Raw genomic sequence first — 24,301 nt, forward strand, 5'->3', positions numbered from 1 at the left:
CCCCGGACCCCGGCCGCTCCTGGGCGCCGCACCGGGTGTTCAACATCGGCAACTCGCGCTCCGAGAAGCTCATGGACCTGATTTCGCTGATCGAGCAGGCCACCGGCCGCGAGGCGGTCAAGGAGTTCCTGCCGATGCAGCAAGGCGACGTGCAGGCGACCTTCGCCGACGTCTCGGCGCTGGAGGCGGAGGTCGACTTCGCCCCCAAGACGCCCCTGTCGGAGGGCATTCCCCGCTTCGTCGAGTGGTATCGCGGCCGCAACGCGGGCTGAGCTGGCCTGTACGCCGGATCGGCCGTGGCTCTTGCCGCCGCCGATGGAGGCGAGACCGCCCCGATTCCCTGGCGGAATGCGACGGGCTTGCCATAGATCGTCTCCAGCCAGCGCAGGCGACGCTCAGCGGGAGACCGTGAAGCGGCCCACCGCCGGCGACAGGCGCCTCGCCGCCCTCATCGCCAGGGCCGGGAGCCCGGTGGCCGGCGGCGCCGAGAGAGCCAGGCGCAGGGCGCGCACGATCACGGCGTAAAGCGGATGCTCGCGCGCGCTCAGTTCCATCATCAGGGCCGAGCGGTCCAGGTTGCCCTGGTGACGATGCACCAGCCCCGCGATCAGGAAGCGCCGGGCGCTGCGCGTGGTGCGCGGGCGCATCCAGCGGGCGTCGTCGCCGAACAGCTCCACCAGGTCGGGCCGCCCGGCCAGGCGCAGCTTCGACATCTCGATGGCCATCGAGGAATAGAACGACTGCCGCAGCATCTTGTCCACGTTGCCGGTGATGCCGTCGGCGAAGATCCGCCGCTCGTAAAGCACCTCCTCGAGCTGGCCCAGCCGGCCCGTCTCGATCAGACGCAGCCACAGATCGGCGTCCTGGGAGTTCTTGAAGAAGGTCCGGTAGCCGCCGACGGCGTCGTAGGCCTCGCGGCGGAACATGGTCTCGCCCTGGGTGTAGGGGTTGCGCACGTGCAGGTCCCGCGGGCCGGCGGGGGCGGGATTGCGGTGGGTGGTCGCCACCTGCCAGACGCCCGAGGCGTCCTGCTGGCGGTCCTCGTACCAGCAGCCGGTCATGATCAGGTCCGGGTTGGCGTCGAGATGCGCCTTCTGCCGGGCGAGGCGGTCGGGACGGCAGACGTCCCCCGCCCCCATGATCGCCACATAGCGCCCGCGCGAGGAGTCGATCGCGGTGCGGATGGCGTTGACGAAGCCGCCGTTCTCGCGGTGGATCACCCGCAGGCGGGGGTCGTCCCAGCTGTCCAGGATCTCGCGCACCCGGGGGTCGGGGCTGCCGTCGTTGGCGACCACGACCTCGAAATCCTCGACCCCCTGCTGGGCGAGAAGGCTGTCGATCGAGTCGCGCAGGAACTCGGCCCGGTTGTACCAGGCGCAGACCACCGAGACGGCGACCGCGCCGGGATCGGGGACCGCCCGGGAAAGGGGATCGGAGAGGGAGGCGTCCTGGGGATCGGGCACGGGAATTCTCGTCGGTTCGGATACGGCGGCCGGCAGGCGGCGGGCCGGCCCGCGGGGGAAGCGCCCCCGCCGGATCCGCCCGCCGCCCGGCGCGTCAGTCCAGCCAGGCGCACTCGGCGCCGAGCGCGGCGAGCTTGTCGGCGAGGTTGTTGTAGCCGCGCAGGGCCATCTCGACGCCCTCGACCTGGCTCTCGCCCTGCGCGCACAGCGCGGCCATCACCAGGGTCATCGAGCCGCGCAGGTCGGTCGAGCGGCCATGCGCGCCCTTCAGGGGCGTGGGCCCGTAGGTGGTGATCCGCCCCGGCTGGGCCTCGAGCGCGTCGGGGGCGAAGCGGGCCAGCTCGCTCACATAGGCGATGCGCTCGGGATAGCGGTAGTCGAAGACCTTGGAGCGGCCGTTGGCGAACAGCCCCAGGAAGGTGAAGAACGACTGCATGTCGGTGATCACGCCGGGATGGGTGCCGCAGGCCAGCTCGAAGGGCTGGATCCCGTGCTTGCCGATGCAGTCGGGCGAGATCATCACCCCCTCGGCGTTGCGGTAGAGGTCGATGCCGCAGTCGCGCAGGTGGATCAGCGGCACTTCCATCGTGTCGAACGGCACGTTGGCGATGCGCAGCGTCCCCCCGGAGACCGCGCCCAGCACGATCCAGGTCAGCGCCTCGATGCGGTCGGGCATCACCGAGTAGGACGCTCCGCGCAGCGGTCCGCCGGCGCCGTGGACGCGGATGTGGCTGGCGCCCTCCAGCTCGATCCGCGCGCCCATCTCGCGCAGGAAGGCGATCAGGTCGTGCACCTCGGGGGTGACGTAGGCGTTGCGGATCTCGGTCTCGCCCTCGGCCACGCTGGCGCACATCAGCGCGTTCTCGGTGCCGCCCACGGTCGAGAGCGGGAAGTCGATCAGCCCGCCCTTGAGGCTTCCCTTGACCTCGATGAAGGGCTCGGTCTCGACGACCTCGCAGCCCAGCTTCTCCCAGACCATCACGTGCAGGTCGTAGCCGCGCGAGCCGATCTTGCAGCCGCCGGGATAGGGCACGCGGGCGCGGCCCTCGCGCGCCAGGGCGCCGGCGGCGAGCAGGTAGGTGGTGCGGATCGGCAGCTCGAAATCCTCGATCGGGTCGAAGGAGAGCGAGGCGGCGTGGATGTCGAGCTCGGAGATCTCGGGACGCTCGATCACCGAGGCGCCCATCTGGCGGATGAAGGCCATCTTGGCCTTCCCGTCCTCGAGCGCGAGGGGGAAGTTGCGCAGGCGCACCGGTTCGTTGGTGAGCAGCGAGGCGGCGAGCAGGCGCGTGGCGCTGTTCTTGGCGCCGCTGACCGCGACGTCGCCGTTCAGGACCTGGGGGCCGGAGGTGATCAGTTTCATGACGCAGGCCTATGCTGGAATCGTTCGGAGCGTGCGGAGGGCGCCGGCCGCCGAGGCGGGCGGAGGTCGGCGGGATCGAAGCGGATCGGGATTCGCGGACGGGAGCTCCGGCTTTCGGCTGACGGCCTCCATCCCAGGCAAGGAGAAGGCGGAGCCCCGCCGTCGCTCAGAGGGGTCATGTGGACCAACACCTCGCCGCCCCCTTCCGTGACGCCCGTCAGATCGCCCGCCTCGCGGTTGGGGGCGCAGGAGTGCCAAGCGCCGGCCGAGACGGAACTCCGTATGTATGCCCGAAACCGTCCGCGACTTGCCTGCGTCATCTTTGAGCGGGGCCGCTCCGGACCGGGCGCCTCCTCTGCGGGGCGCAGACGGATGCGTCCGAGCTTCAGGGCGCGCCAGAGGCGGGCGACGACGACGGCCTGCGTCCCTGCCGCCCCGCGCCCCACGGCGAACCGCCCCGGGTTGCCCGGCGGCGCCGCGCCTCACGGCGGCGGAGCCGCCGCGGCGCTCTCGTCGAGAGGCTCGCCTGAACAGCGCAGGCCCTGAAGCGCCAGGCCGATCAGCCGCGGCAAGCAGCGGCGGCCTCGTCCGCCTCCCCCGTCCCGGCCGCCCGTTCGGGCGCCCGGAGACGCCTCGACTGCGCCGGGCGGCGCGCGACGGTTGGACCGTGAGGGCCGCCGTGGCGCTTGGGGCGCAAAGACGATAATATTGATTCGTTAACTTTTCGTAAAAGGCAGATCGAATGTCTCTGACTATAGAGTCGGGCGTGTGGCTGAATACAATGCGCCGCTTTGCCAAGAATTTGGATGCGAAGCTCGCCACAGGTCTGGAGCCGGAAAGTCCAAACAAAATATATTTCGAGATCTGGTCGCGCTACGAGGACCCTCTCTACATCTTCACCGCCTACGGTGACTTCGACGTGGCGCCCGACGGGGCGGGAGGCACGAAAGTCGTCGGCACGATCGAGTCGGTCTACTATTTCGATCTGTTGATCCTGGACGGGGCGAGCCTCGACCTGGCGGAGTTCACCGGCCCGGAGGTCGACAACCCCCAGGATGCGCTGATCGCCTATCTCGAGGCGCAGGACGCCACCTTCAACGGCACCGACGATGACGACACGTTGATCTGGTATGATGCCGAGACCATCAACGCCGGCGCCGGCGACGACGAGATCACCAGCGACGCCGAGTCGGTTCTCGTCTACGCCGGCGAAGGCGACGACGTGATCACCGGCCTCGCCTCTTCGATGATCGTCCACGGCGAGGGGGGCGACGACCTGTTCGGCTGGCGGTCCCGCGCGGACGGCGCCACCTTCTACGGCGGCGAGGGCGAGGATGTGCTCGTCTACACGGGCAAGCGCAGCGACCTCTCGGTGGTCCTGCGCGAGGACGGCGGCATCGAGATGACCACGCCGGGCGATCCCGACGCCGGCCCCACCGTCCTCTACGACGTCGAAACCTTCCGCATCAACGGCAAGGACATCGCATTCTTCGGCCCGCCGCTCGCCCAGGGCGAGAGCGGCTCGACGGGGCAGGGGCAGCCGTTCTCCATCGCCATCGCGAGTCTGCTGTCCAACGATGTCAGCGCGCTCGACGCGATCCTCAGCCTCGTCGAGATCACGAACCCGAGCAACGGCACGGTCGAGATCCAGGGCGACAGGGTCGTCTTCACCCCCGATGAGGGCTTCCGCGGCGAGGCTGGCTTCGACTACGTGATCTCGAACGGCGCCGCCGAGGCGACGGCCCACGTTTCCATCGACGTGACCAAGGTCGGCGATCCGCCCGTCGCCCAGGACGACGCCTTCACGCTGCTCTACAACGGCACGGTTTCGGGGAACGTCTTCGCCGACAACGGCTCGGGGCCCGACACGGATCCCGACGGAGATTCTCTGCAAATATCGGGCTTGGAGTCCTATCCCGCCACGATCACGCTGCCCTCGGGCGCACGGCTCACGATCGCGCGGGACGGGACCTTCTCCTACGACACGAACGGCGCCTTCGACGACCTCGCGATCGGCAAGACCGCGATCGACCACTTCTCCTACTATGTCTCCGACGGGTGGGGGAACGCCGATCACGCCACGGTGCGCCTGACCCTGACCAAGAATCCCGACGAGGTGCCCGACGCGCCTCCGGTCACCGACCCGGAAGCGACGCTGACCCAGCGCGGCGTGGCCTCCGAAATCAGCGTCGCCATGCTGCTCGAGGGCGACGCCAGCCCCGGGGGCAGCGCGCTGGTCTTCGAGGGGGTGCGCAACGCCGTGCACGGCTCGGTCGAGCTGGACGGCGACGTGGTGCGGTTCACGCCCCAGGCCGGCTACGTGGGCCTGGCCACCTTCGACTACGTGGTCAGCAACGCGGCCGGCGAAACCGTCCAGACGGTCTCGGTCTCGGTGATCGACGGCAACCGCGCGCCGAGCGCGCAGGACGACGTCGCCTCGATCGCAGAGGACGAGATTCTGGCCATCGACTTTCGCGAGGCCAACGGCGGGGCGGCCGACTCGGATCCCAACGGCGATGCGCTGAGCGTGGTCGAGGTTGCGGGGATCCCGGTCTCGGGCCTCTCGCCCGTCACGCTGCCCTCCGGCGCCGTGCTGACGCCTCAGGCCGACGGCTCGTTCCTCTACGATCCCGCCGGCGCCTTCGACGCGCTCGGTGCGGGGGAGAGCGCCGTCGACACCTTCGACTATACGCTCTCCGACGCGCTGGGAGCGACCGACACGGCCTCGGTCTCGATCGAGGTCGAGGGGGCGCAGGCCCCGATCCGCGGCGGCGCGGGCGACGACAAACTGCGCGGCAATGGGTGGGACGACGAGATCTACGGCCACGCCGGCGAGGACGTTCTGCGCGGACGGGCCGGCGACGACATGCTGGTTGGCGGGCGCGGCGCCGACGTCGCGGGCGGCGGTCGCGGCGAGGATGACATCTCCGGCAATCGCGGCGGCGACCTGCTGCGCGGCGGCAAGGGCGCCGACACGCTGAGCGGCGGCAAGGGGTCCGACGCGCTCCTGGGCGGCGGCGGCGCGGACGAGCTTCGCGGCGGCCGCGGGCAAGACAAGCTCGTCGGCGGGGCTGGCGACAATCACCTGGCGGGCGGCAAGGGCGGCGACCTTTTCGTCATCTCGACCGGCGACGGCCTGGACGTGATCGAGGATTTCGGTCGAGGCGCCGATCTGCTGCACATCAAGGGGCTCGACGGCGGATTCGAGGGCCTGCTCCTGGTCGAGGACGGCCGCGATCTGCTGATCGGCGTCGATGGCGGTTTCGAGGCGCGGCTCTTGGGCGTGAGCCTCGAGGACATCGACGCCGCCGACTTCCTGTGATCCTGTTCTCGTGAACGCCTCCGGGCCGGGAATCTCCCGATCAGGATGACGAGCCGGGTCTTCGACCGCGGTTCGGCAGGCGGAGCTCAGCCCGGCGGCGTCCCGCAAGGTCGTCGCCGAGCAGGGCCGGAGCTGGACAAGGTCGTCATCCCGGGCGGCCGGATGCCGCCTCAGCCGGCTGCCCGGGCATTCGCATGCCATCCCGAGCAAACGGCCGCCCATGCAATCCGATCCCGAACACTGCCCCGACTCCTCCAAGACGTCTGCGGCCGAGCGCGCGGGCGTTCCGCCCGAGCCGAGGTCGGGGTCAGGGTCTGCCGAGAGGGCCCGACGCGTCGTCTTAAGGATATGGCAAGCTTGTCGTCGTAAGGTTTCGCCTCGCCGCTCGGCCTCGATCTCCTCGAGACGGCGCAGCTTCTCCGACGGCGGCGACGCGGCCGCCTTCCCCTCCGAGCCATTGCGAACGGTCCTGCCCGTTCAGAACCTTCCCGACTCCTCTGCCCGTGACCGGAAGGGCGAGGACAGGACCTTTCTGACGAGGTCCGACATGCTCCGTTTCCTTGCTCTTCCAGCCCTTGGCGCCGCGACCCCCAGCCGATCGCTGGCCGACGGCAGCTCCGGCACGCTGGGCCCCGACGCCGTGGGGGCTTTCGAGGTGCGTCCGGGCTCGCTGCCGCTCGACAAGCTGGTGGCCCTGAGCGGCGGCGTGATCCTGGGCCGCGCCGAAGGCGGCGGCGGCCCGCCCACGGCGCTGAGCCTGGAGGACACCCGCGAGATGCTGGCGCGGGTGGCGACGGACGTGGTGGTCTCGACCCGCGAGCTGGCCGAAGCGCTGGTCCCCGCCGCGGCGGCGCGCAGCATGCGTCTGCTCGGACACGGCTCCCCGGGGGACATGGGGGAGGCGTTCTATCTGCGGACGTCCTCGGAGCCCGCCCATCCGGGCAAGTTCCAGACCGCGGACGGCGCCTGGTGGGAGCTGAGCAGCCGGGAGGTCCCCCCCGAGGTCTTCGGCGCCCAGGGCGACGGGTTCGCCGACGACAGCTGGGCCTTCCGCCAGGCGGCGGAATGGTCCGCCCTGACGGGGGGCGTGGTGGTCGGCGCCCCCGGAGCCACCTATCGCCTGGTCTCGGGCGTCTCGGTCGCCGGCGGACGCTTTCACGGCCGCGGCGCCCGCATCGACTTCCGCGGTCCGGCGAGGGCCGTGATCTTCGAATTCGAACTGGGCGCCGAGCATGTCGAGGTCCTGAACTGGCGGATCGAGACCTCGCGCACCTCGCATGTGGCGGTGCGCTGCACCCGGGTGCGCGGCGCGCGGGTCGAGGGCATCCAGCTGACCCGGGGCTGCCTGTTCCACTGCTATCCGGAGTCTGGCAAGGACGCGAGCAACGTGACCGAGGCCGACCTCAATCATGACCTGCGCATCCGCGGCAACATCTGCCAGGGCGACGGCGCGGCGCCGGACGGGGGCGCCAACCTGGCGGTGGTGAGGTTGAGCTACGTGCTCGGCGCGGTGGCCGAGGGGAACGACATCCGCGGCTACACCGGCGAGTCGACCCAGAAGTTCTCGGGCATCGTGTGGTGGGGCGGAGATTCCAACCCCAGCAAGTCCGGCGGCGTGGGGTCGGTGCGCTGGGCGCGCAATATCCGCATTCAGGGCAACCGCGTCTCCGGCGTCTCCTCGGGGGGGATCTGGGGCAGCCAGGGGCGCGACATCACCTGCACCGGCAACACGGTGGAGGAGTGCGGCGACATCGGCATCCACGGCGAAGGGTCGGACGGAATAGCCGTCACCGGGAACACCATGCGCAACTGCCGCAACGGCGGCTTCAACCCCTATTTCATCGAGGAGCGCGCGGTCTATTCCAGCAACTCGGTGGTGATCACGGACGCGGCGACGTGGGGCGTGACCCTGGTCAAGCAGAACATGTCCTTCACCGCAGAGGCCTTCGAGATCGTCATGGCCAACAACGTGCTGGAGATGCTGGATCCTTCCGCCATCGGCCAGGTCACCCTGCAACGCGGCGGCTGCATCACCTTCGAGGGCAACGTCCTGCGCAACGTGGTGGTGAACGCGCTGAACGTGAACTGCGGCACCCGCATCTTCCGCGGAAACCACCTGCTGTTTCCCCGCGATCCCCAGACGCATGCCATCACCGCCGGCCGCCTGCGCCATCCCGGCTCGACCCGCTCGTCGGGCCTGTGGGTGGAGAACAACCTGATCGAGGCCTGGGACTGGACGCCCACCTCGCTGTTCGCGGCGATCTACGTGGGCCATACCGCGGCCAGCGCGTCGGAGCGGCCCTTCGCGGTGGTGCGCGGCAACGACATCCGCGGCTGGCGCGATGTCGACACCGGCGAGCCGCGGGGCTTCCTCGCGGATATCCTGACCGAGAGTCTGGACAACAACAGCCTGCATGTGACCGAGATCCTGAACAACCGTCTATGGGCCGGGGTCGTGGCCGACATCACCGACGGCAAGGTGGTGGATTCCGCGCAGCTCTACCGCCAGCGCATCAAGCATCATGGCAACCTGAGCTCGCGCTTCGACCGCATCACCCCCTATGACGACGGGCCCCGGTCCGGCGTGTTCATGAAGGGGTCGCGCGGCCTGAACAATGCGCCGGACGTCGGCCAGAGCGAAGGCTGGCTGATCACCGGGGCGGACAGTTCGGCCCCATCGCTGGGACCGTGGTCGAGCAGCGCAAGCTACGCTTTCCCCGACCAGGTCACAGGCTCCGACGGGGCGATCTATATCGCGATGCGGTCGTCCGGCCCCGGCGCGGGCGGGGCCCAGAACCCGACCACCGCCGACGGCGCGGTCTGGCGGCGGATCGCCCGGGCGGCGGCGAGCGTTGCAGACTTCGGGAGCGTCTCCGCCTGAGCGGCGGTCATCGGAGCCGGGGTCATCGGAGCCGGGGAGCGATCTCTGGGCAGGGGCGCGCCGCCGCGGGGTCTTCGCAGACCCTGCAGCGGCGCGACCGTCCCCCTCAGGCGGTCGAGCGCCTGTCGGAGAGGAGGTCCTGCGCCGCCTGCTCCTCCTCCTGCGAGTCGAGGACGTAGATGATCGCGAGAAGGATGCCGATGATGAAGGCCGTCGGCGTGGCCCAGAAGGCGCTCTCTCCAAACGACGAGATCATGTAGGCGTAAAACCCCGCCTTGTAGAAGCGGACCCGAAGCGGCCTCAGGTATATAAATATAAAGACAAGCATAAGAATCAGGACAATGGCGCCGAAGTTCTGCGCCACGCTGAACACGAAAACTTCCCGAATTGTGGGGCCGGTCTGGTAGATTTCGCCCACGAGCAGGGTCAGCGGCGAGTCATCCAGACTGCCGAACCAGTTGCTGACCTTGTCCCAGCGTTCATTCTCCGAGAGGTTGCGATTGATCGCGCGACTGGTCAGCAGATTGACCAGCGCGCAGTTCGTTGCGCCGCTGCAAAGCTGGCCGACATAGAGCCAGCCCCCCAGGGCGGCCGCGAGCACCATGGCGGGAAGATAGACGGCGACGCGGCGTTGATGGGTCACGAAGAACATGACGTTGATCACCAACGCGCCCACGTAGGCTGAAAAGCTGGCGGTGTAGACGATCACGATGTTGAACAGCGCCAACAGGATCAGTTTCTGAGGCAGGGTTCTCAGGCTGTGCAGGGCCAGCGGGAAAGTCAGGATGATGCCTATCGAGAACATGTTTCCGTTCTGATAGGTTGCAAAGATCTTGTAGGTATCCAGTCCGTGAAGAATGTTGTGCTTCTTCAGGACCTCTTCGAAATCTGCGCCATAAATCGCGGTCACGTAGTTGATCGCGACGGCGTCGGCGCCAAACGCGATCTGCAGCATCGCGTAGGCGAGCAGGAAGATCACCGCATAGCGGATGAAGCGCACAGAGCGGATCGCCGCCTCGGGCATGCGTCGCAACAGAGGCGCCAGGCCCAGGCCGAACACCGCGGCCATCGCGAACATCATCATCGCGATGTCGCGCAGCGGGATATTGTGATGGGTGATGGCGAACAGGAAGCCGCCCGTCCACAGCACCAGGGCGACGAAGATCAGCATCCCGCCGATCATGTCGATCGGGCGGCGCAGGTTGCCCAGCGCGTAGAGCCAGCCGAGCGCCGCCAGGGGCAGCCCGATCAGGGTCGAGAAATTGAACGGAATGCCGCCGGCCGGAATGCCCGCCTTGGGAAAGGCCACGATGACCACGGCGAGGATGACCGGAAGCACGGCCCCGAGCGTCCAGGCGCCGCGCCGCCGGCCGGTCCGGGCGTCATAGACGGCAAGCTCCGGGGGCCCGAGGTATCCGGACTGCGGCGTATAGGTCATTGCGCACGCTCTCCTAAGGATGTTCGGTCGGCCCACAAGGCCGGGCCCCCTTGGGTCCCTGATCCAGGGCGGCCGAGATCGCCATCGGGCTCTCAGCCCCACTGGGATCGAGTGCTAGCATGGGCGCCGCGGGTTGCGAAGGCGACCGAACGCCGTGGCCGCGCGGATCGTCGACCATCGCGGGAGGGCGTCCTTGACAGGGAAGATCATTCGCCTGGCGCTGCGCGGCCTCGCGGGCCTGGCCGCGGCGACGCTCCTGGCCGGGTTCCTGTCGCGCCTCCTGCCCGAGGCGTTTCCGGCCGGCTCGACGATGGACGGGATCTCGGCGCTGCGCGGGCAGGCGATCGCGCTCGCGCTGCTGGCGTCGCCCGCTCTGCTCGTCTCGCGCGACCGGGGCCTCGCCCTGGCCATGGGGCTGGGCGCGCTGGGGGCCCTGGCGGCGACGCCCGAGCTCTTCCATGCCGAGCCGGTCCCTCCGCCTGGCGCGGCCCTGTCCGCGCCGGCCGGTCGGGACGGGGAAAGCGGCGGCTGTCCGCCGCTGAAGGCGGTGACGGCGAACCTGTTCCAGTGGAACCGATCCGCCGAGGCGGCGACCCGGGTCCTGCTCGACCTCGACGCCGACCTTCTCGTCCTTCAGGAACCGCCGGCCCGCCTGCGCGCGCCGCAGGGGCCGCTGTTTCGCCGCTACCCCCACCGACTGCAGGTCGACACGGGAACGGCGGCGGCGGGGCCCCTGCTGCTCTCGCGCCGGCCGCTCCTGGCGCGCCATCTGGGGATCGGACCCAAGCATGCCGTCGCGACGCTGGATCCCGGCGGGCCCTGCGCGCTGACGGTGGCGACGGCGCATCTCGACTGGCCGGGAACCGGCGCGCAGGGCGCAGAGGTCGAGGCGCTGGCCGCGCGGCTGGCGGCGATCCACGGGCCGCTGGCGGTGATGGGCGATTTCAACGCCGCGCCCTGGTCCCGGACCCTGCGCCAGCTGAGCGATCGGGCCGGCCTGCGCCGCAGGCATCGCGCCCTGGGCACCTATCGGGGCGGGGCGGGGGGACGCGGCGGCGCGTGGTTCGTGCCCGGAGGCCTGCCGATCGACCATATCCTGACGCGCCCCGGGCTGGCGGCCGAGAGCGTGCGCACGATCGAGATTCCGGGAAGCGACCATCTCGGCCTGGCCGCCACGCTGCGCCTGACGGCCGCCCCGCCGCCCTGAGGCGAGGCCCGGAAGGGACGGATCCTGGTCGGGGCCATGCCCGCCGGGCGGGGGCGCCCGCCTCAGGCCTCGGCGGGCAGCAGGGCGGGGTGGAAGCTTCCGTCCTGGGCGACGTAGCGGGCCTCGACCTCCATCTCGTAGCCGGTGGAGGCCAGCACCGCGTCGCGGATCTCGGTGATCAGGGCCAGCGTGTCATGGGCGGTGGCCGCGCCGGTGTTGACCACGAAATTGGCGTGGTGGGGCGAGCACAGCGCCCCCCCGATGCGACGGCCCTTGAAGCCCAGCTTCTCGATCGCGGCGCCCGGCGGGCCGATGTCGTCGTACATCGCCGGGTTGCTCTTGAAGACCGAGCCGCAGTTGGGCTCCTTCTGGGGGAACTTGCGGCGGCGGTCGGCCATGATCCGGAGCATCTCGCGCCGCACCTCGGAGCGGGTGCGCCCGGCCTCCTCCACGGGCTCGAAGCGCAGGCGGGCGGCCGCAACCACCTCGCCGTTGTCCTGGAAGACCGAGCGGCGATAGGCGAAGCCGCAGTCCTCGGGGCGGCGGATCCCGATGGCGCCGGTCTCGTCGACGGTAACCGCCTCGACCAGCGCGCTTCCGATGCCCTTGCGCTGGCTGCCGCCGTTCATGCACACCAGCCCGCCGATGGTGCCGGGGATGCCGCAGACATGCTCGGCCCCGGTCAGGCCCATCTGCATGGCGACCCGGGCCACGCGCGGGGCCCAGGCGCCGGCCTGGGCGTCGATCTCGGTCTGCGAGACCGCCTCGATCCCGGCCATGCGCTGGTCGATCTGGATGCAGGCCGGGCGCAGGCCGGCGTCGGAGAACAACAGGTTGGTGGTGGCCCCGATCACCAGATGCGGCAGGCCCTCGCGGTGGAAGAAGGCGCGCAGGGCGGCCAGCTCCTCGATGCTGCCGGGGCGCAGCACCAGGTCGGCGGGGCCACCGATCCGCCAGCGGGAGATCTGCGCCAGCGGCACGCCCTGGAAGACGCCGCCGGGGCACAGCCGCTCCAGCTCCGACAGCAGGGCGGGGGCGGTGGAAGCGGGTTCGGTGCGCATGGCTCGCCCCTACAGGTCCGGGGTCCCGGAAGGGATCTTCCGGAGCGTGATCAGGATGCTGGCGGCGTAATGGGCCGAGATCAGCACGGAATACAGCAGGATCGTGTCGGTCAGCGCCATCTCCAGCACATGCCCCGCCCCGAAGGCGATCGCGACCAGAACCGCGCGCTGCACGTTCAGCGCCAGCAGCAGCTTCTGCCCGTCGAAGACATAGAGGATGTAGGAGACCGGCGTGCTCAGGAACTGGAACAGCAGGTAGATCGAGAGCAACGAAGCGAGCCGCCCCGCCAGCTCCCATTCCGCGCCGAAGACCAGGGCGAAGAGCTCGGGCCCGAAGATCATCAGCACCGCCGCCGCGGGCGCCGCGACCAGCGCCAGGCGCTTGAGCACGGCATGGGTCAGGGCGCGCACCTGCTCGGGGCGGCGGGCGCCGATGGCGGCGATCTCGCCGTAGAAGGCCCGGCCCATGGTATGGCCGAACAGGCTCATCGGCACCGCGAGCGCCATCAGCGCGAGGCCGAGCTGCCCGGTCTCGCCGGCCGCATAGAGCGCCGAGGTCAGCAGCAACGGCCCCTGCGCCGAGGCCGCCAGCAGGAACTGCGAGGGCAGCCGGTAGAGCGGATAGCCCTTGTGGCGGGCGGCCAGCATCCGGATACGGGGCCAGGTGACCTCGCCCGCCAGCGCCCGCAGGCGGCCGCGGAACGGGGCGATCAGGGTGAACGAGCCCGCCCCCCGCTGCAGGGTGTGGCCGATCAGCAGGCCCGCGGGCTTCAGCCCGGCGAGGCCCAGCAGGATCTGCGCCCCGACCCCCAGCAGCGTCTGCACCACCTGGGCGCGGGCGATGGCGCGGTAGGTGCGCGCGCGGGTGGCCCAGAAGGTCAGCGTCTCGAAGACGCTGGCCCCCAGCAGGGCGACGGGCAGCAGCCCCCACCAGGGGATCATCGCCTCCATCGAGATCAGGCGCAGGAACCACGGCCCCCCCGCCCACAGCGCGAGCGCGATCAGCGCCGTGCCGATCACCCCGACGCCCAGCGTCAGGGCCAGCAGGTTGACCGCCATCTCGTCGCGCTTGGGCAGCGGCAGGGCCATGCCGTAACACAGCGTGGTCAGCGGCGTGAGCATCAGCACCATCGCCGTGAAGGCCGCCAGCACCCCGTATTCGTCGGGCGAATAGAGGCGGGTCAGCAGCGGCATCGCCGCCAGCCCCACCGCGCGGGCCATGCCTGCGCCAAGCGCCAGCGTGGCCATGCCGCGCAGCACCCCCCCGGATCCCCCCCCGCCCAGGCGCGCGGTCAGCCGGGCGCGGATCCCGGCGACGCGCCGGGCGAAACGGGATCGAGGGACGGGCTCGCGCCGCGGGCTCTCCATGGGGGGTCTCGAACCTTTCGGGAACCGCGCGGCGGTCCGGTTGCGGATCAGGTGTCGGGCGGGGGTCGCGGACGGTCAGGATCGGAGTCGGGCGGGATCGGGGGGCCTCAGCCGGCGGCCTGCGACCCTGGCTGCGCCGCCCCGGGCTTCCAGGCCGAGAGGTCGCGGCCCAGCAGCGCCTCGACCTTCTCGACCTCGGGCAGGAACAGCACGCGCAGCTCGGCCTCGAACTCGGGGCTCAGCGCCTCGCGGGCCTGCTCCTTGCGCAGCGAGGCCTTGATCTTCTCGATGATCGGCGGGCGGGTGCGCACCATCCAGGACCGCAGGGCGTAGACCGGACGCTTCAGCGGCCCCGGCGGATCCAGCACCAGGTTGGCCAGCCAGGGGAACCGGTGCTTGCGCGAGGGGTTCACCGGCGGGAACTCGCTCCGCCCGTCGTCGGGCAGGCCGAGGAAGGCGAGCACCTTCGTCCAGGTCTCCCGCGGGGCGGTCAGCAGATCCTCCTGCAGCAGCACCAGGCGGCGCTCGGCGGGGACCGCCTCGAAGAAGCGCTCCAGCTGGTCGCCGATGCAGGCGGTCTCATGATACTGCAGGAAGGCCGGGATGCGGGCGTGGGGCGAGATCGCCTGCCCCGCGGCGCGGGCGTCCTGCAGGCGCCAGGCGGTCTCGAAATCCTCGATATCCTCGTTGCGGTCGTAGATCTGCTCCATGTGATAGCCATGGGCGATCTTCACCGGGTCGCGCAGCATGGCGATGAAGCGCGCCTCGGGCGACATCGCCAGCGCCGCGGGGATCGCGCGGGTCGAGCGCAGATAGGCGGTCGAGCCCTCGGCCACGATCGCGTGCCGGGCGGGGTCGGCCCCCTCGAACAGCTTCAGATAGGCCGCCTCGTCGGGCAGGAAGGTCATCTCGCGCAGGCCGGGGATGTCGTCGGCGAGGAAGAACGGCTCCTTGGGCGCGCAGAAGAACACGTCCTCGCGCTCCGAGAGATACTGCGCCAGCGCGGTGGTCCCGCATTTCGGCGCGCCGACCAGGAACAGGTTGGGTCTGGCGGTCATCTCAGAGGGTCCGGAAGGATGCGGCCGCGAGGGGCCGGAGGACGAGGGGCATGGATCTCCGCCGGTTCGGGGGGTCGGGAGCGGCCGCGGGCCTTGGCCCCATCATAGGCGGCGCGGGGCGCGCGCCCTCCGCGACCCGAGGCCGCGCGGCATGGCGTGATCGCCGTTTTCGGGGCCCCGGACCGCCTCTAGCGCGGCCGGCCCCGCTTTTCCGACCAGCTCACGCAGAACTTCAGGAAATGGCGGTCGGGGTGGCGGGGCTCGATCTCCTCGGCCTCGCACCAGCGGCGCCACTCGGCCTCGATGGCGTAGACGTCCCAGCCCGGCGCCAGCGCCCGGGCCTCGGGGTAGGTCTCGGGGGTCAGGCGGCCGACCTCGACCTCATAGAGGGGCGCCTCGCGGCGCAGGCGGAAGATGACCATGTCGTTCTCGGCGAGCTCGACCGCGTAATCGGGCATGTGGGCATGCTCGGCGTCGGCGGCCGCGATCCGGGCCACCTGCTGGCGGAACACCCGCAGATCCGAGGCCGAGCCGCACTTGAGATGCAGCTTGCCCAGCGAGATCCGCCATTCGGGCTGCAACCCGCAATGCTTGCGCGCGATCTCGTAAACCCGCCGCTCGAGCGGGCGGCGCAGGCGGAAGTAATCGCGATGCAGCGTCAGCACCTCATGGGCGCGGATCGCGTTCCAGGTCCAGTCCGAGAGCTTGGCCTCGACCTCGACCATCCGCCCGCCGTCGGTGCGGCGCACGATCCTCACCTGGTCGATCAGCGAGAACGCGGTGGTGATCTCCTGCCCGCCGGTGACGATATTGGTAACAATCTGAGTGCCCTGCAGCCGCGCGAACGCCGCCTGCAGCCGCTCGTAGCCCGCCCCGCCCCCGGCCCGGTTGGTGGCCCGCAGCAGATCCGAGGCGTTGAACCGCACATAGCGCGAGGGCTCGCGCCCGTCGTTCATCGCCGCCACCAGCTGGGAGATGCAGAAGATCAGCACGTCGCGGTCGTGGATCGTGGCCAGGCCCTCGTCGGAGGGGCGCACCTCGATCCAGTTGCGCCCGTTCTCGTAGCGCCGCCGCCGCCGCTCGGGCCGGGTCGAGAGCGAGAAGATCGGATGCTCCATCGGCGCCATGTCGCCCTTGGGCGCCGCGTCGAGGATATCGCAGATGAAGAAATCGCCCTGCGGATAGCGGTCGGGGTCGAGCGGGCTGGTCGCCGCCGGGATCGCGGGCGCGGTCATCGCGGGTCTCCCCTTGCGCGTCGCCGACCCCGGCGGAGCCGGGGCGGAGTGGTTCTTCGTCGCCCAACTGGTCTATCATCGCCCGAGTGGTTCATCAACGCCCGAGTGGTCTATCATCGCCCGACTGGTCCTTTGGAGTCGCTCGACTGGTGGTTTGGAGTCGCCCGACTGGTCCTTTGGAGTCACGGCCTCCAAAATTTTTCAACTAATTCAAAGACTTTCACATGTTATCCACAGGCGTAACACTATATTTAACCCATATATAACACCCAGAGACCGCCGCTCCGCTTCCCGCTTGCCCGGCCGAGCCCCCGAAGTTACGCTTTGCGCCGTAACAACGAACGACGGGCGTAACGGCATCGACCGGGCCCGCATCCGAGGCAGAGCATGGAGCAGATCCGCATCGACGCGCTGGTCGCGGAGCATGCGCGGGCGCTGTCCGCCCGGCTGCAGGCCCACCGCGCCCAGCTTTTCGCCCCCGACTCCCGCAAGACCATGCGCCGCTTCACCTCCGGCGAGGCGGCCAAGCTCCTCGGGGTCAACGACGCCTACCTGCGCAAGCTGCACCTCGAGGGCCGCGGCCCCTCGCCCGAGACCGGCAAGGGCGGGCGGCGCTCCTACTCGACCGAGGACATCCGGGCGCTGCGCGAGATGCTCGAGAGCGGGGCGAAGACCCCGGGCGCCTACCTGCCCGGACGGCGCGAGGGCGACCACCTTCAGGTGATCGCCGTCACCAACTTCAAGGGCGGCTCGGCCAAGACCACCACGGCCGCGCATCTGGCCCAGAAATGCGCGCTCGACGGGTTCCGGGTGCTCGCCGTCGACCTCGATCCGCAGGCCTCGCTCTCGGCCCTGCACGGGGTGCAGCCCGAGCTCGATCTCGGCGAAGGCGGCACCCTCTACGACGCCATCCGCTATGAGGATCCGGTTGCTTTACGCAGCGTCATCCGCCCCACCTACGTGGCCGGCCTCGACCTGATCCCCGGCAATCTCGAGCTGATGGAGTTCGAGCATGACACCCCGCGGATCCTCGCCCGCGGCGGCCAGCAGGCGACCCCGTTCTTCACCCGCATCGGCGAGGCGCTGGCCTCGGTCGAGGGCGACTATGACGTGGTGATCCTCGACTGCCCGCCGCAGCTGGGGTTCCTGACCCTCTCGGCGCTGTCGGCGGCGACCGCGGTGCTGGTGACGATCCACCCCCAGATGCTCGACATGATGTCGATGTGCCAGTTCCTGCTGATGACCTCCGAGCTGCTGGGCGTGGTGGCCCAGGCGGGGGGCGACATGTCCTACGACTGGCTGCGCTACCTGGTGACCCGCTACGAGCCCGGCGACGGGCCGCAGAGCCAGATGGTCGCCTTCATGCGCGCCCTCTTTGGCGAGCATGTGCTGGCCGCGGAGGTGCTGAAATCCACCGCCATCGCCGACGCCGGCATGACCAAGCAGACCCTCTACGAGGTGGAGAAGAGCGGCTTCACCCGCGCCACCTACGAGCGCGCGATCGAGAGCCTCGACGCCGTCAACGGCGAGATCGAGGGGCTGATCCGCCAGGCCTGGGGACGCTGAGATGAGCCGCAAGGACCGCAAGTCGATGCTCGAGGGGCTGATGGCCCCCCCCCCGCCGCAGTCGCAGCCGGCGCCGGCGCCGGAAACGTCCCCCGATCCCGCGGCCGGCGAAAAGTTGACAGCTGTCAACTCGGCGGCGCCGGGTCGGCCCCCGCGTCCGCGCTCGGGGGCCGTGGGGGCGATCTCCTCGGCGGTCTCGGCGCTGCGGGCGGGCGGGGTGATGGAGCTCGACCCCCACACCATCCACGCCGGCGGGCTGGAGGACCGGCTCGAGGATCTGCCCGCCGACGACGCGGCGCTGCGCCGCTCGATCGCGGCCCACGGCCAGCAGGTTCCGGTGCTGGTGCGTCCGCATCCCGCGATCGAGGGGGAATGGCAGATCGTCTACGGCCGCCGGCGGGTGCTGGCGACGCGGGATCTGGGGATCCGGGTCAAGGCGCTGGCGCGCGATCTGGACGACGACGCGCTGGTGATGGCCCAGGGGCAGGAGAACAGCGCCCGCCGGGACCTGAGCTTCATCGAGAAGGTCAGTTTCGCCGACCGGATGCGCGAGGCCGGCTATGAGCGCGCCGCGATCTGCGAGGCGCTGTCGATCGACAAGACCGTCGCCTCGCGGATGCTGTCGCTGGCCGACCGGCTGCCGCGCGCGCTGATCGGGGCGATCGGCTCGGCCCACGGGGTCGGGCGCCCGCGCTGGCTGACCTTCGCCGAGCTGTTCGAGGCCGCCGAGACCGCGGGCGTCAGCGGGGTCGAGGATCTCGCCGAGACGATCCCGGTGGTGGTCGAGCGCGGCCCCGAGGCCCCTCCCGACGCCCGCTTCGAGGCCGGGCTCGCGCTTCTGCGCCAGGCCCTGCGCCGCGGCCGCAGCCCCGCGCCCCGCCCGGCCCCCCGGGAGATCCGCGCCCGCGACGGCCGCCGCCTGGCGCTTGCCCGCCGCGGCGCACGGGGCACGACCCTGACCCTGCCCTCGCCGGACGGGTTCGAGGACTGGCTCCTCGCCCGCCTCCCCGACCTTCACGCCGCCTGGCGCGAAGAGCGCGGCGCGGCGCGGGAGGAGGCGCCCGACGGGCAGGCCGATCAGGACGCGCCCTCCGAAAGTTGACAGCTGTCAACTCGGCGTCGGTCCGGGCGCCTCGCTGGACCGGATGCCTCCGCGCCCGCGCCCCCGGTCCGGGCGGCCCGTCGCCTCGGCGGGCGAAAAGTTGACAGCTGTCAACTCGGGCCAGCCCCCTCCGCCCTTTCTCGCTTTCTCGCCTTTCCGGTCTTGCCGGGGAAGGATCGGCCTGCCGATGGGCGCAGGCGGGACGTTGACGGCTGTCAACTCTGATCCCGGGAGGGGGAGACGCGGGGCGGCCTTTGCCCTGCGAAAGTTGACAGCTGTCAACTCGGGCGCGCGGGGGACCTTGCGAGGGGCGCGGGCGAGGGGGGAGGCGGGAGAGTTGACAGCTGTCAACTTTGCTTGTCGGCCGGCCGGTCAATTGGTGGGCGGCGGCGCGCGGCGACCCGTTCGCTCCGGCCGCGGCGAGGCGGCGCGCCGCCGCGCGGTCCGGGCACAGCGCGCCGCCTTGCGTTCCCGTCGCAGCGCGGCGCCTTGCGTTCCTGTCGCAGCGCGGCGCCTTGCGTTCCTGTCGCAGCGCGACAAGGGGTCCGGCGGGGGGCGCGTGCGCGCGCTTGCCTGCCGCGAGGTCGCCGGCTTACCAGAGGGGGACTTCGGCGTCGGCTCGGGAAGGAACCCTGGAATGCGTATCGCGATGATCGGAACGGGCTATGTCGGGCTGGTGTCCGGGGTCTGCTTCTCGGACTTCGGCCACGAGATCGTCTGCGTCGACAAGCTGACCGCCAAGGTCGAGACGCTGCGCGCCGGCGGCGTGCCGATCTACGAGCCCGGGCTCGACGAAATGCTCAAGCGCAACGTCGAGGCGGGACGGCTGAGCTTCACCACCGACCTTGCCGAGGCCGTGAAGGGCGCCCAGGCCGTGTTCATCGCGGTCGGCACCCCCACCCGGCGCGGCGACGGCCATGCCGACCTGACCTATGTCTACGCGGCCGCCGCGGAGCTGGCCGACGTGATCGACCCCGGCACGGTGGTGGTCACCAAGTCGACCGTCCCCGTGGGCACCAACCGCGAGGTCGCCCGCGTCATCGCCGCCCGCCTCGCCGAGACCGGGCGCGAGTGCCCCTTCGAGGTCGCCTCGAACCCCGAGTTCCTGCGCGAGGGCGCGGCGATCGAGGACTTCATGCGCCCCGACCGGGTGGTCTGCGGCGTGGATTCCGAGAGCGCCGAGCAGGTGATGCGCGAGATCTATCGCCCGCTGAGCCTGCGCGAGGCGCCGGTGATGATCACCTCCCTCGAAAGCGCCGAGATCATCAAATACGCCGCCAACGCCTTCCTCGCGACCAAGATCACCTTCATCAACGAGATCGCGGACCTGTGCGAGAAGGTCGGCGGCGACGTCAAGGCGGTGGCCAAGGGCATCGGCATGGACGGGCGCATCGGCTCGAAGTTCCTGCACGCGGGGCCGGGCTACGGCGGCTCGTGCTTTCCCAAGGACACCTCGGCGCTGGCCCGCATCGGGCAGGATCACTCGGCGCCGATGCGCATCGTCGAGACGGTCATCGACGTCAACGACCGCCGCAAGCGGCGGATGATCGACAAGGTGCTGGACCTGCTGGGCGGCAAGGCCAACGGCAAGAAGATCGCGGTGCTGGGGGTGACCTTCAAGCCCGAGACCGACGACATGCGCGACAGCCCTTCGCTGACCATCGTGCCCGCGCTTGTCGGGGGCGGGGCGCAGGTCTCGGTCACCGACCCCGAGGGCCGCAAGGAGGGCGAGACCCTGCTGCCCGGCGTGACCTGGGCCGAGGACGCCTATGCCGCCGCCGAGGGCGCCGACGCCGTGGTGCTGCTGACCGAGTGGAACCAGTTCCGGGCGCTCGACCTCAAGCGCCTGAAGGCCGGCATGCGCGGCGACGGCTTTGCCGATCTGCGCAACGTCTACGACCCCGAGGATCTGGCCGGTCTGGGCTTCCGCTACGTCTCGATCGGGCGGGCCGACGCCGCGCCCGCAGCGGCGGCGCCGGCCGGGGAGCTGACCCCCTCCAGTTAAGCGGCGCCCGCAAGGCGGGCATTCCCCCGCCTCGGCCCTGCGGGCCTCAGGAGGCCCCGCTTCGGCGGGGCCTTTCGCGTCCGGGGCGGGCGTCGCGGGGCGGGTGAGGGGCGGGGAGGGCGAGGGGCGGCCGGCGCGGGGCCGCTCAGCGGACCAGCCGGGCGATGGTGGCGAGGGCCGCGGGGGTTTCCGCCTCGGCCAGGCGGGCCTGGATCGCGCGCAGGCTGGCGCCCTGGGCGCGCAGGGCGCGCATCCGGGCGACGACGGCCTGGCCGGCGGGATCCTCGACCAGGAAGCGGGCGGGGCGGCCCTCCTCGTCCTGGCCGTCCTCGACCCGCCAGCCGAAGGGGATGCGGCCGCCGACATAGCGGCCGCCCTCGCGCAGGCGGGCGCGGCTCTCGGCGATGCGCTCGGCGATGCGCTCGCGCTCGAACTGGGCGACGGCGGCGAGGATCGAGAACACCAGCGAGGCCACCCCGGTCCCGGTCACGTCCCCGCCCATGTCCTTGAGGAACAGCCGCACCCGGCGGGCCTTCAGCGCCTCGAGCGTGGTCAGCGCGTCGGAGGCGGAGCGGAACATCCGGTCGAGCCTGGCGCAGAACACCGCGTCCCCGGGGGCGAGGGCCTCCAGCAGCGCCCCGCCCGCCGCCCGCTCGGCCAGCGGTTTCGAGCCGCTGACCCCGCGGTCGGTGAACATCCGCTCGAGCGCCAGGCCCTCGGAGATCGCGAACCCCTCCAGCGTCTGGCGCTGGGTGGCGAGCGAATGGCCGCCCTCGGCCTGCTCGATCGTGCTGACCCGGGCGTAGCCGTGGACCGTCATCGGGGCTCCTGTTCGCCGTTCGCTTGAGGGCTGGCATAGCAGGCGGGGCGGGGCCCGTTCAATTGCTGTAGGAAGCGAACGGCGGCCGTCCTGAACCTGGCCCTGCGCGGGCCCTCGAAGCCAGCAGGGCGGCAGGCCGGTCCGGGCGCGGGCGAGAGGCGCGGCGCCTTCGGATCGGGCGCATGAGGCGCGCGTCGGTGACCTCTCCCCGGATTTGTGCTTATAGAGAATGCAGTTTCTGAAGAATCCGTCTGGTTTGAGAAGAGAGATCGATGAAGACGCCGAACATGCTCGCCGCGGGCGCCTGCGTCCTGTCGCTGGCCGGGTGCGAAGTGGACCCGCTCGAGACCAAGGTCGCCAATCCCTCTCACCGCGCTGCGCTCGCCGCGGGCGCCGGGGTCGTCGCGCCCGGAGCAAGAGTGGACCAGGGAGAGCTGGTCGAGATCCATCTGACCGACGGGGGATACCTCGGCTCCGGCCCGGCGACCGACATGAACAGCTTTCGGGCGGTGACCTGGTCCCTCTGCGAAGCGAAGTCCTGCGCGCCGATGCCGGGCGCCGAAGCGGCGGTGACGAGCTGCCGCCGCGTCTCCGGCGGCGCGACCGCCTGCGAGGATCGGCCGGACGGCGAGGCCCTGCTCGGCCAGGCCAGTTTCTACGACGATCAGCGCGTGAGCATCGAGGCCACCGGCAGCGGGCGCTTCATGAGCGGGGTCTGGCATCAGACCCCTGAGCAGCGGCGCAATGCCGAACGCCTCTACGCCTCGATGATGACCGCGTTCGAGGGCCGGCTGACCGAGGTCTACACCGAGGTCGCCGACGCCCGCCGCGCCCCGCTCGACATCTTCCAGGCGATCGGAGAGGCGGGCTATGCCGGGACCGAGCCGGCTGCGGCCGCGCCCGCCCCGAGCCCGGCGCAGGGCGGTCTGGCGCAGGGCGACGCGAGCGACGCGATGGCGTCGCGATCCGTCTCGGTGCAGCAGGGTTACAATATCGGCGACCATCCCTACGAGGTTCAGTCCCGCGAGGTTGCCGCCCGCTATGACTGCGAGTCGGCGCAGGCCATTCCCCACGTGACCGGGGCGAGCTGCGAGTCCTTCCGGGCCCTGGTGATCATCGAGGCCTGCCGGGCGCAGATCCCGCCCGAAGCCTACAACAAGGATCAGCCCGAATTCCTCAGGGTGGTGGACGCCTTTGCCAATCCTGGAAGCGACTTGAGCAACGGGGTTTGCGGGTTCTGACCGGTCGCGGGGCAGGCGCCGCCCGCCGGTCTCGAGGATTGGCCGCCGGGCGGGGGGGCGAGGCCGTCCGCGAAGGGCGAAGGTCTGCGGGGCGTCGCCAGGCCGCCTGACGCGTGGTCCCGGGCGCCTGGACTGCGGGGCGGTCCTGAACTCCTGGCCGGGCGCCCGCGGGTCCGGGGGGCCGCGCCGCATCGACGGGCGCGGGGCGGGGGGTATGATCGGAGCCTGGGGCCCCGCCGCCCGCGCCTCGCCCCCGCGCCCCGCCCCTCGCACCCCCGCCCCCTCCCGCCGATCCGCGACAGACGCCACGAGGACGCCGCATGACCCCTCCCCGGACCGCCCTTCCGCCCCAGCAGTGGGCCGATGCCCTGCCCGACGACCGGCCGGTGCTGGTCACCGGGGCGGCGGGCTTCGTGGGGGCCTTCGTGGCCGCGCGGCTGCTGGCGGCGGGCAAGAAGGTGGTGGGGCTCGACAATCTCAACGCCTATTACGATCCCGCCCTCAAGCACGGCCGGCTGGAGTGGCTGCTGCCCGAGGCCGGCTTCGACTTCCGCCGCCTGGACCTGGCCGACCGCGAGGGGATCGCGGCGCTCTTCGCCGAGCATCGCTTCGCCCATGTGGTGCATCTGGGCGCGCAGGCCGGGGTGCGCTATTCGATCGAGAACCCCCACGCCTACGCCGACAGCAACCTGACGGGCTTTCTCAACATCCTCGAGGGCTGCCGCGCGGTGGGGACGCGGCATCTGGTCTATGCGTCCTCGTCCTCGGTCTACGGGGGCAACCGCAAGACGCCGTTCCGGGTCTCGGACAGCGTCGATCATCCCGTCAGCCTCTATGCGGCGACCAAGAAGGCCAACGAGCTGATGGCCCATTCCTATGCCGACCTTTACGGGCTGGCCTCGACGGGGCTGCGCTTCTTCACCGTCTACGGGCCCTGGGGGCGGCCGGACATGGCCTACTGGCTGTTCACCGAGGCGATCCTGCAGGGCCGCCCGATCAAGGTGTTCAACAACGGCGACATGCTGCGCGACTTCACCTATGTCGACGACATCGTGGAGTCGGTGCTGCGCCTGGTCCCGCGCCCGCCGCGGCCCGATCCCGATTTCGACCGGATGGCCCCGGACCCCGGCCGCTCCTGGGCGCCGCACCGGGTGTTCAACATCGGCAACTC

At 70.8% G+C, this 24,301-nt stretch carries 16 protein-coding genes and 1 pseudogene; 9 read left to right on the plus strand and 8 right to left on the minus strand.

Translation table 11 applies throughout. From position 1 onward, the window contains the following. Positions 1 to 272, plus strand: a pseudogene (locus tag AAC134_RS20195) (UDP-glucuronate 5-epimerase); the annotation flags it as partial. Positions 273 to 395: 123 nt separating this feature from the next. Here the strand turns inward: AAC134_RS20195 and AAC134_RS20200 are convergent. Together AAC134_RS20200 and AAC134_RS20205 are read right to left on the minus strand one after the other, a co-directional pair. Continuing rightward, positions 396 to 1,463, minus strand: coding sequence for a glycosyltransferase (locus AAC134_RS20200; RefSeq protein WP_339950937.1), 1,068 nt, complete (start codon positions 1,461 to 1,463; stop codon positions 396 to 398). Positions 1,464 to 1,557: 94 nt separating this feature from the next. Then, positions 1,558 to 2,826, minus strand: coding sequence for a UDP-N-acetylglucosamine 1-carboxyvinyltransferase (locus AAC134_RS20205; RefSeq protein WP_339950938.1), 1,269 nt, complete (start codon positions 2,824 to 2,826; stop codon positions 1,558 to 1,560). 742 nt (positions 2,827 to 3,568) lie between these two features. Between AAC134_RS20205 and AAC134_RS20210 the strand changes: the two genes are divergently transcribed. Both AAC134_RS20210 and AAC134_RS20215 read left to right on the plus strand, forming a co-directional pair. Continuing rightward, positions 3,569 to 6,148 carry an Ig-like domain-containing protein gene (locus AAC134_RS20210; RefSeq protein ID WP_339950939.1) on the plus strand — a complete coding sequence of 860 codons (2,580 nt, stop codon included), beginning with the start codon at positions 3,569 to 3,571 and terminating at the stop codon, positions 6,146 to 6,148. Between the two features lie 547 nt (positions 6,149 to 6,695). Beyond that, positions 6,696 to 9,029 (plus strand): right-handed parallel beta-helix repeat-containing protein, encoded by a 2,334-nt coding sequence (locus tag AAC134_RS20215; protein ID WP_339950940.1) that lies wholly within the window; start codon positions 6,696 to 6,698, stop codon positions 9,027 to 9,029. 106 nt (positions 9,030 to 9,135) lie between these two features. Here the strand turns inward: AAC134_RS20215 and AAC134_RS20220 are convergent, their stop codons facing one another. Further along, on the minus strand, positions 9,136 to 10,467 hold the full coding sequence (locus AAC134_RS20220) for a hypothetical protein (protein WP_339950941.1): 1,332 nt from the start codon (positions 10,465 to 10,467) through the stop codon (positions 9,136 to 9,138). Between the two features lie 193 nt (positions 10,468 to 10,660). Here AAC134_RS20220 and AAC134_RS20225 point away from each other — a divergent pair, with 193 nt between their 5' ends. Further along, a complete protein-coding gene (locus tag AAC134_RS20225) occupies positions 10,661 to 11,674 on the plus strand; it encodes an endonuclease/exonuclease/phosphatase family protein (protein ID WP_339950942.1) in 1,014 nt (337 codons plus the stop codon). A gap of 62 nt (positions 11,675 to 11,736) precedes the next feature. Here the strand turns inward: AAC134_RS20225 and murB are convergent, their stop codons facing one another. The 4 genes from murB to AAC134_RS20245 all read right to left on the minus strand — a co-directional run bounded on the left by murB (position 11,737) and on the right by AAC134_RS20245 (position 16,396). After that, a complete protein-coding gene (gene murB / locus AAC134_RS20230) occupies positions 11,737 to 12,735 on the minus strand; it encodes a UDP-N-acetylmuramate dehydrogenase (protein WP_339950943.1) in 999 nt (332 codons plus the stop codon). Positions 12,736 to 12,744: 9 nt separating this feature from the next. Beyond that, complete coding sequence (locus AAC134_RS20235; RefSeq protein WP_339950944.1) at positions 12,745 to 14,103, minus strand: oligosaccharide flippase family protein; 1,359 nt, start codon at positions 14,101 to 14,103, stop codon at positions 12,745 to 12,747. Positions 14,104 to 14,210: 107 nt separating this feature from the next. Then, entirely contained in the window at positions 14,211 to 15,161 is a 951-nt protein-coding gene (locus AAC134_RS20240) for a sulfotransferase (protein ID WP_339950945.1), read from the minus strand. A gap of 188 nt (positions 15,162 to 15,349) precedes the next feature. Further along, complete coding sequence (locus AAC134_RS20245) at positions 15,350 to 16,396, minus strand: replication initiator protein A (RefSeq protein WP_339950946.1); 1,047 nt, start codon at positions 16,394 to 16,396, stop codon at positions 15,350 to 15,352. 387 nt (positions 16,397 to 16,783) lie between these two features. Here AAC134_RS20245 and repA point away from each other — a divergent pair, with 387 nt between their 5' ends. From repA to AAC134_RS20260, 3 genes are all read left to right on the plus strand, one after another. Further along, positions 16,784 to 17,962 carry a plasmid partitioning protein RepA gene (gene repA / locus AAC134_RS20250; RefSeq protein WP_339950947.1) on the plus strand — a complete coding sequence of 393 codons (1,179 nt, stop codon included), beginning with the start codon at positions 16,784 to 16,786 and terminating at the stop codon, positions 17,960 to 17,962. Between the two features lies 1 nt (position 17,963). Next, entirely contained in the window at positions 17,964 to 19,064 is a 1,101-nt protein-coding gene (gene repB, locus AAC134_RS20255; protein WP_339950948.1) for a plasmid partitioning protein RepB, read from the plus strand. Positions 19,065 to 19,701: 637 nt separating this feature from the next. Next, entirely contained in the window at positions 19,702 to 21,069 is a 1,368-nt protein-coding gene (locus tag AAC134_RS20260; RefSeq protein ID WP_339950949.1) for a UDP-glucose/GDP-mannose dehydrogenase family protein, read from the plus strand. Between the two features lie 145 nt (positions 21,070 to 21,214). On the opposite strand, the gene AAC134_RS20265 is transcribed toward AAC134_RS20260, so the two are convergent. After that, positions 21,215 to 21,889, minus strand: coding sequence for a recombinase family protein (locus AAC134_RS20265; RefSeq protein WP_339950950.1), 675 nt, complete (start codon positions 21,887 to 21,889; stop codon positions 21,215 to 21,217). Positions 21,890 to 22,161: 272 nt separating this feature from the next. Between AAC134_RS20265 and AAC134_RS20270 the strand changes: the two genes are divergently transcribed. Both AAC134_RS20270 and AAC134_RS20275 read left to right on the plus strand, forming a co-directional pair. Then, positions 22,162 to 23,130: a hypothetical protein gene (locus tag AAC134_RS20270; RefSeq protein ID WP_339950951.1), complete on the plus strand. Its 969-nt coding sequence runs from the start codon at positions 22,162 to 22,164 to the stop codon at positions 23,128 to 23,130. A gap of 320 nt (positions 23,131 to 23,450) precedes the next feature. Continuing rightward, the coding region (locus tag AAC134_RS20275) for an NAD-dependent epimerase/dehydratase family protein (protein WP_339950952.1) at positions 23,451 to 24,301 on the plus strand (851 nt) is incomplete at its 3' end.

It is taken from the genome of uncultured Albimonas sp. (assembly GCF_963977235.1).
Lineage (GTDB): Bacteria > Pseudomonadota > Alphaproteobacteria > Rhodobacterales > Rhodobacteraceae > Albimonas.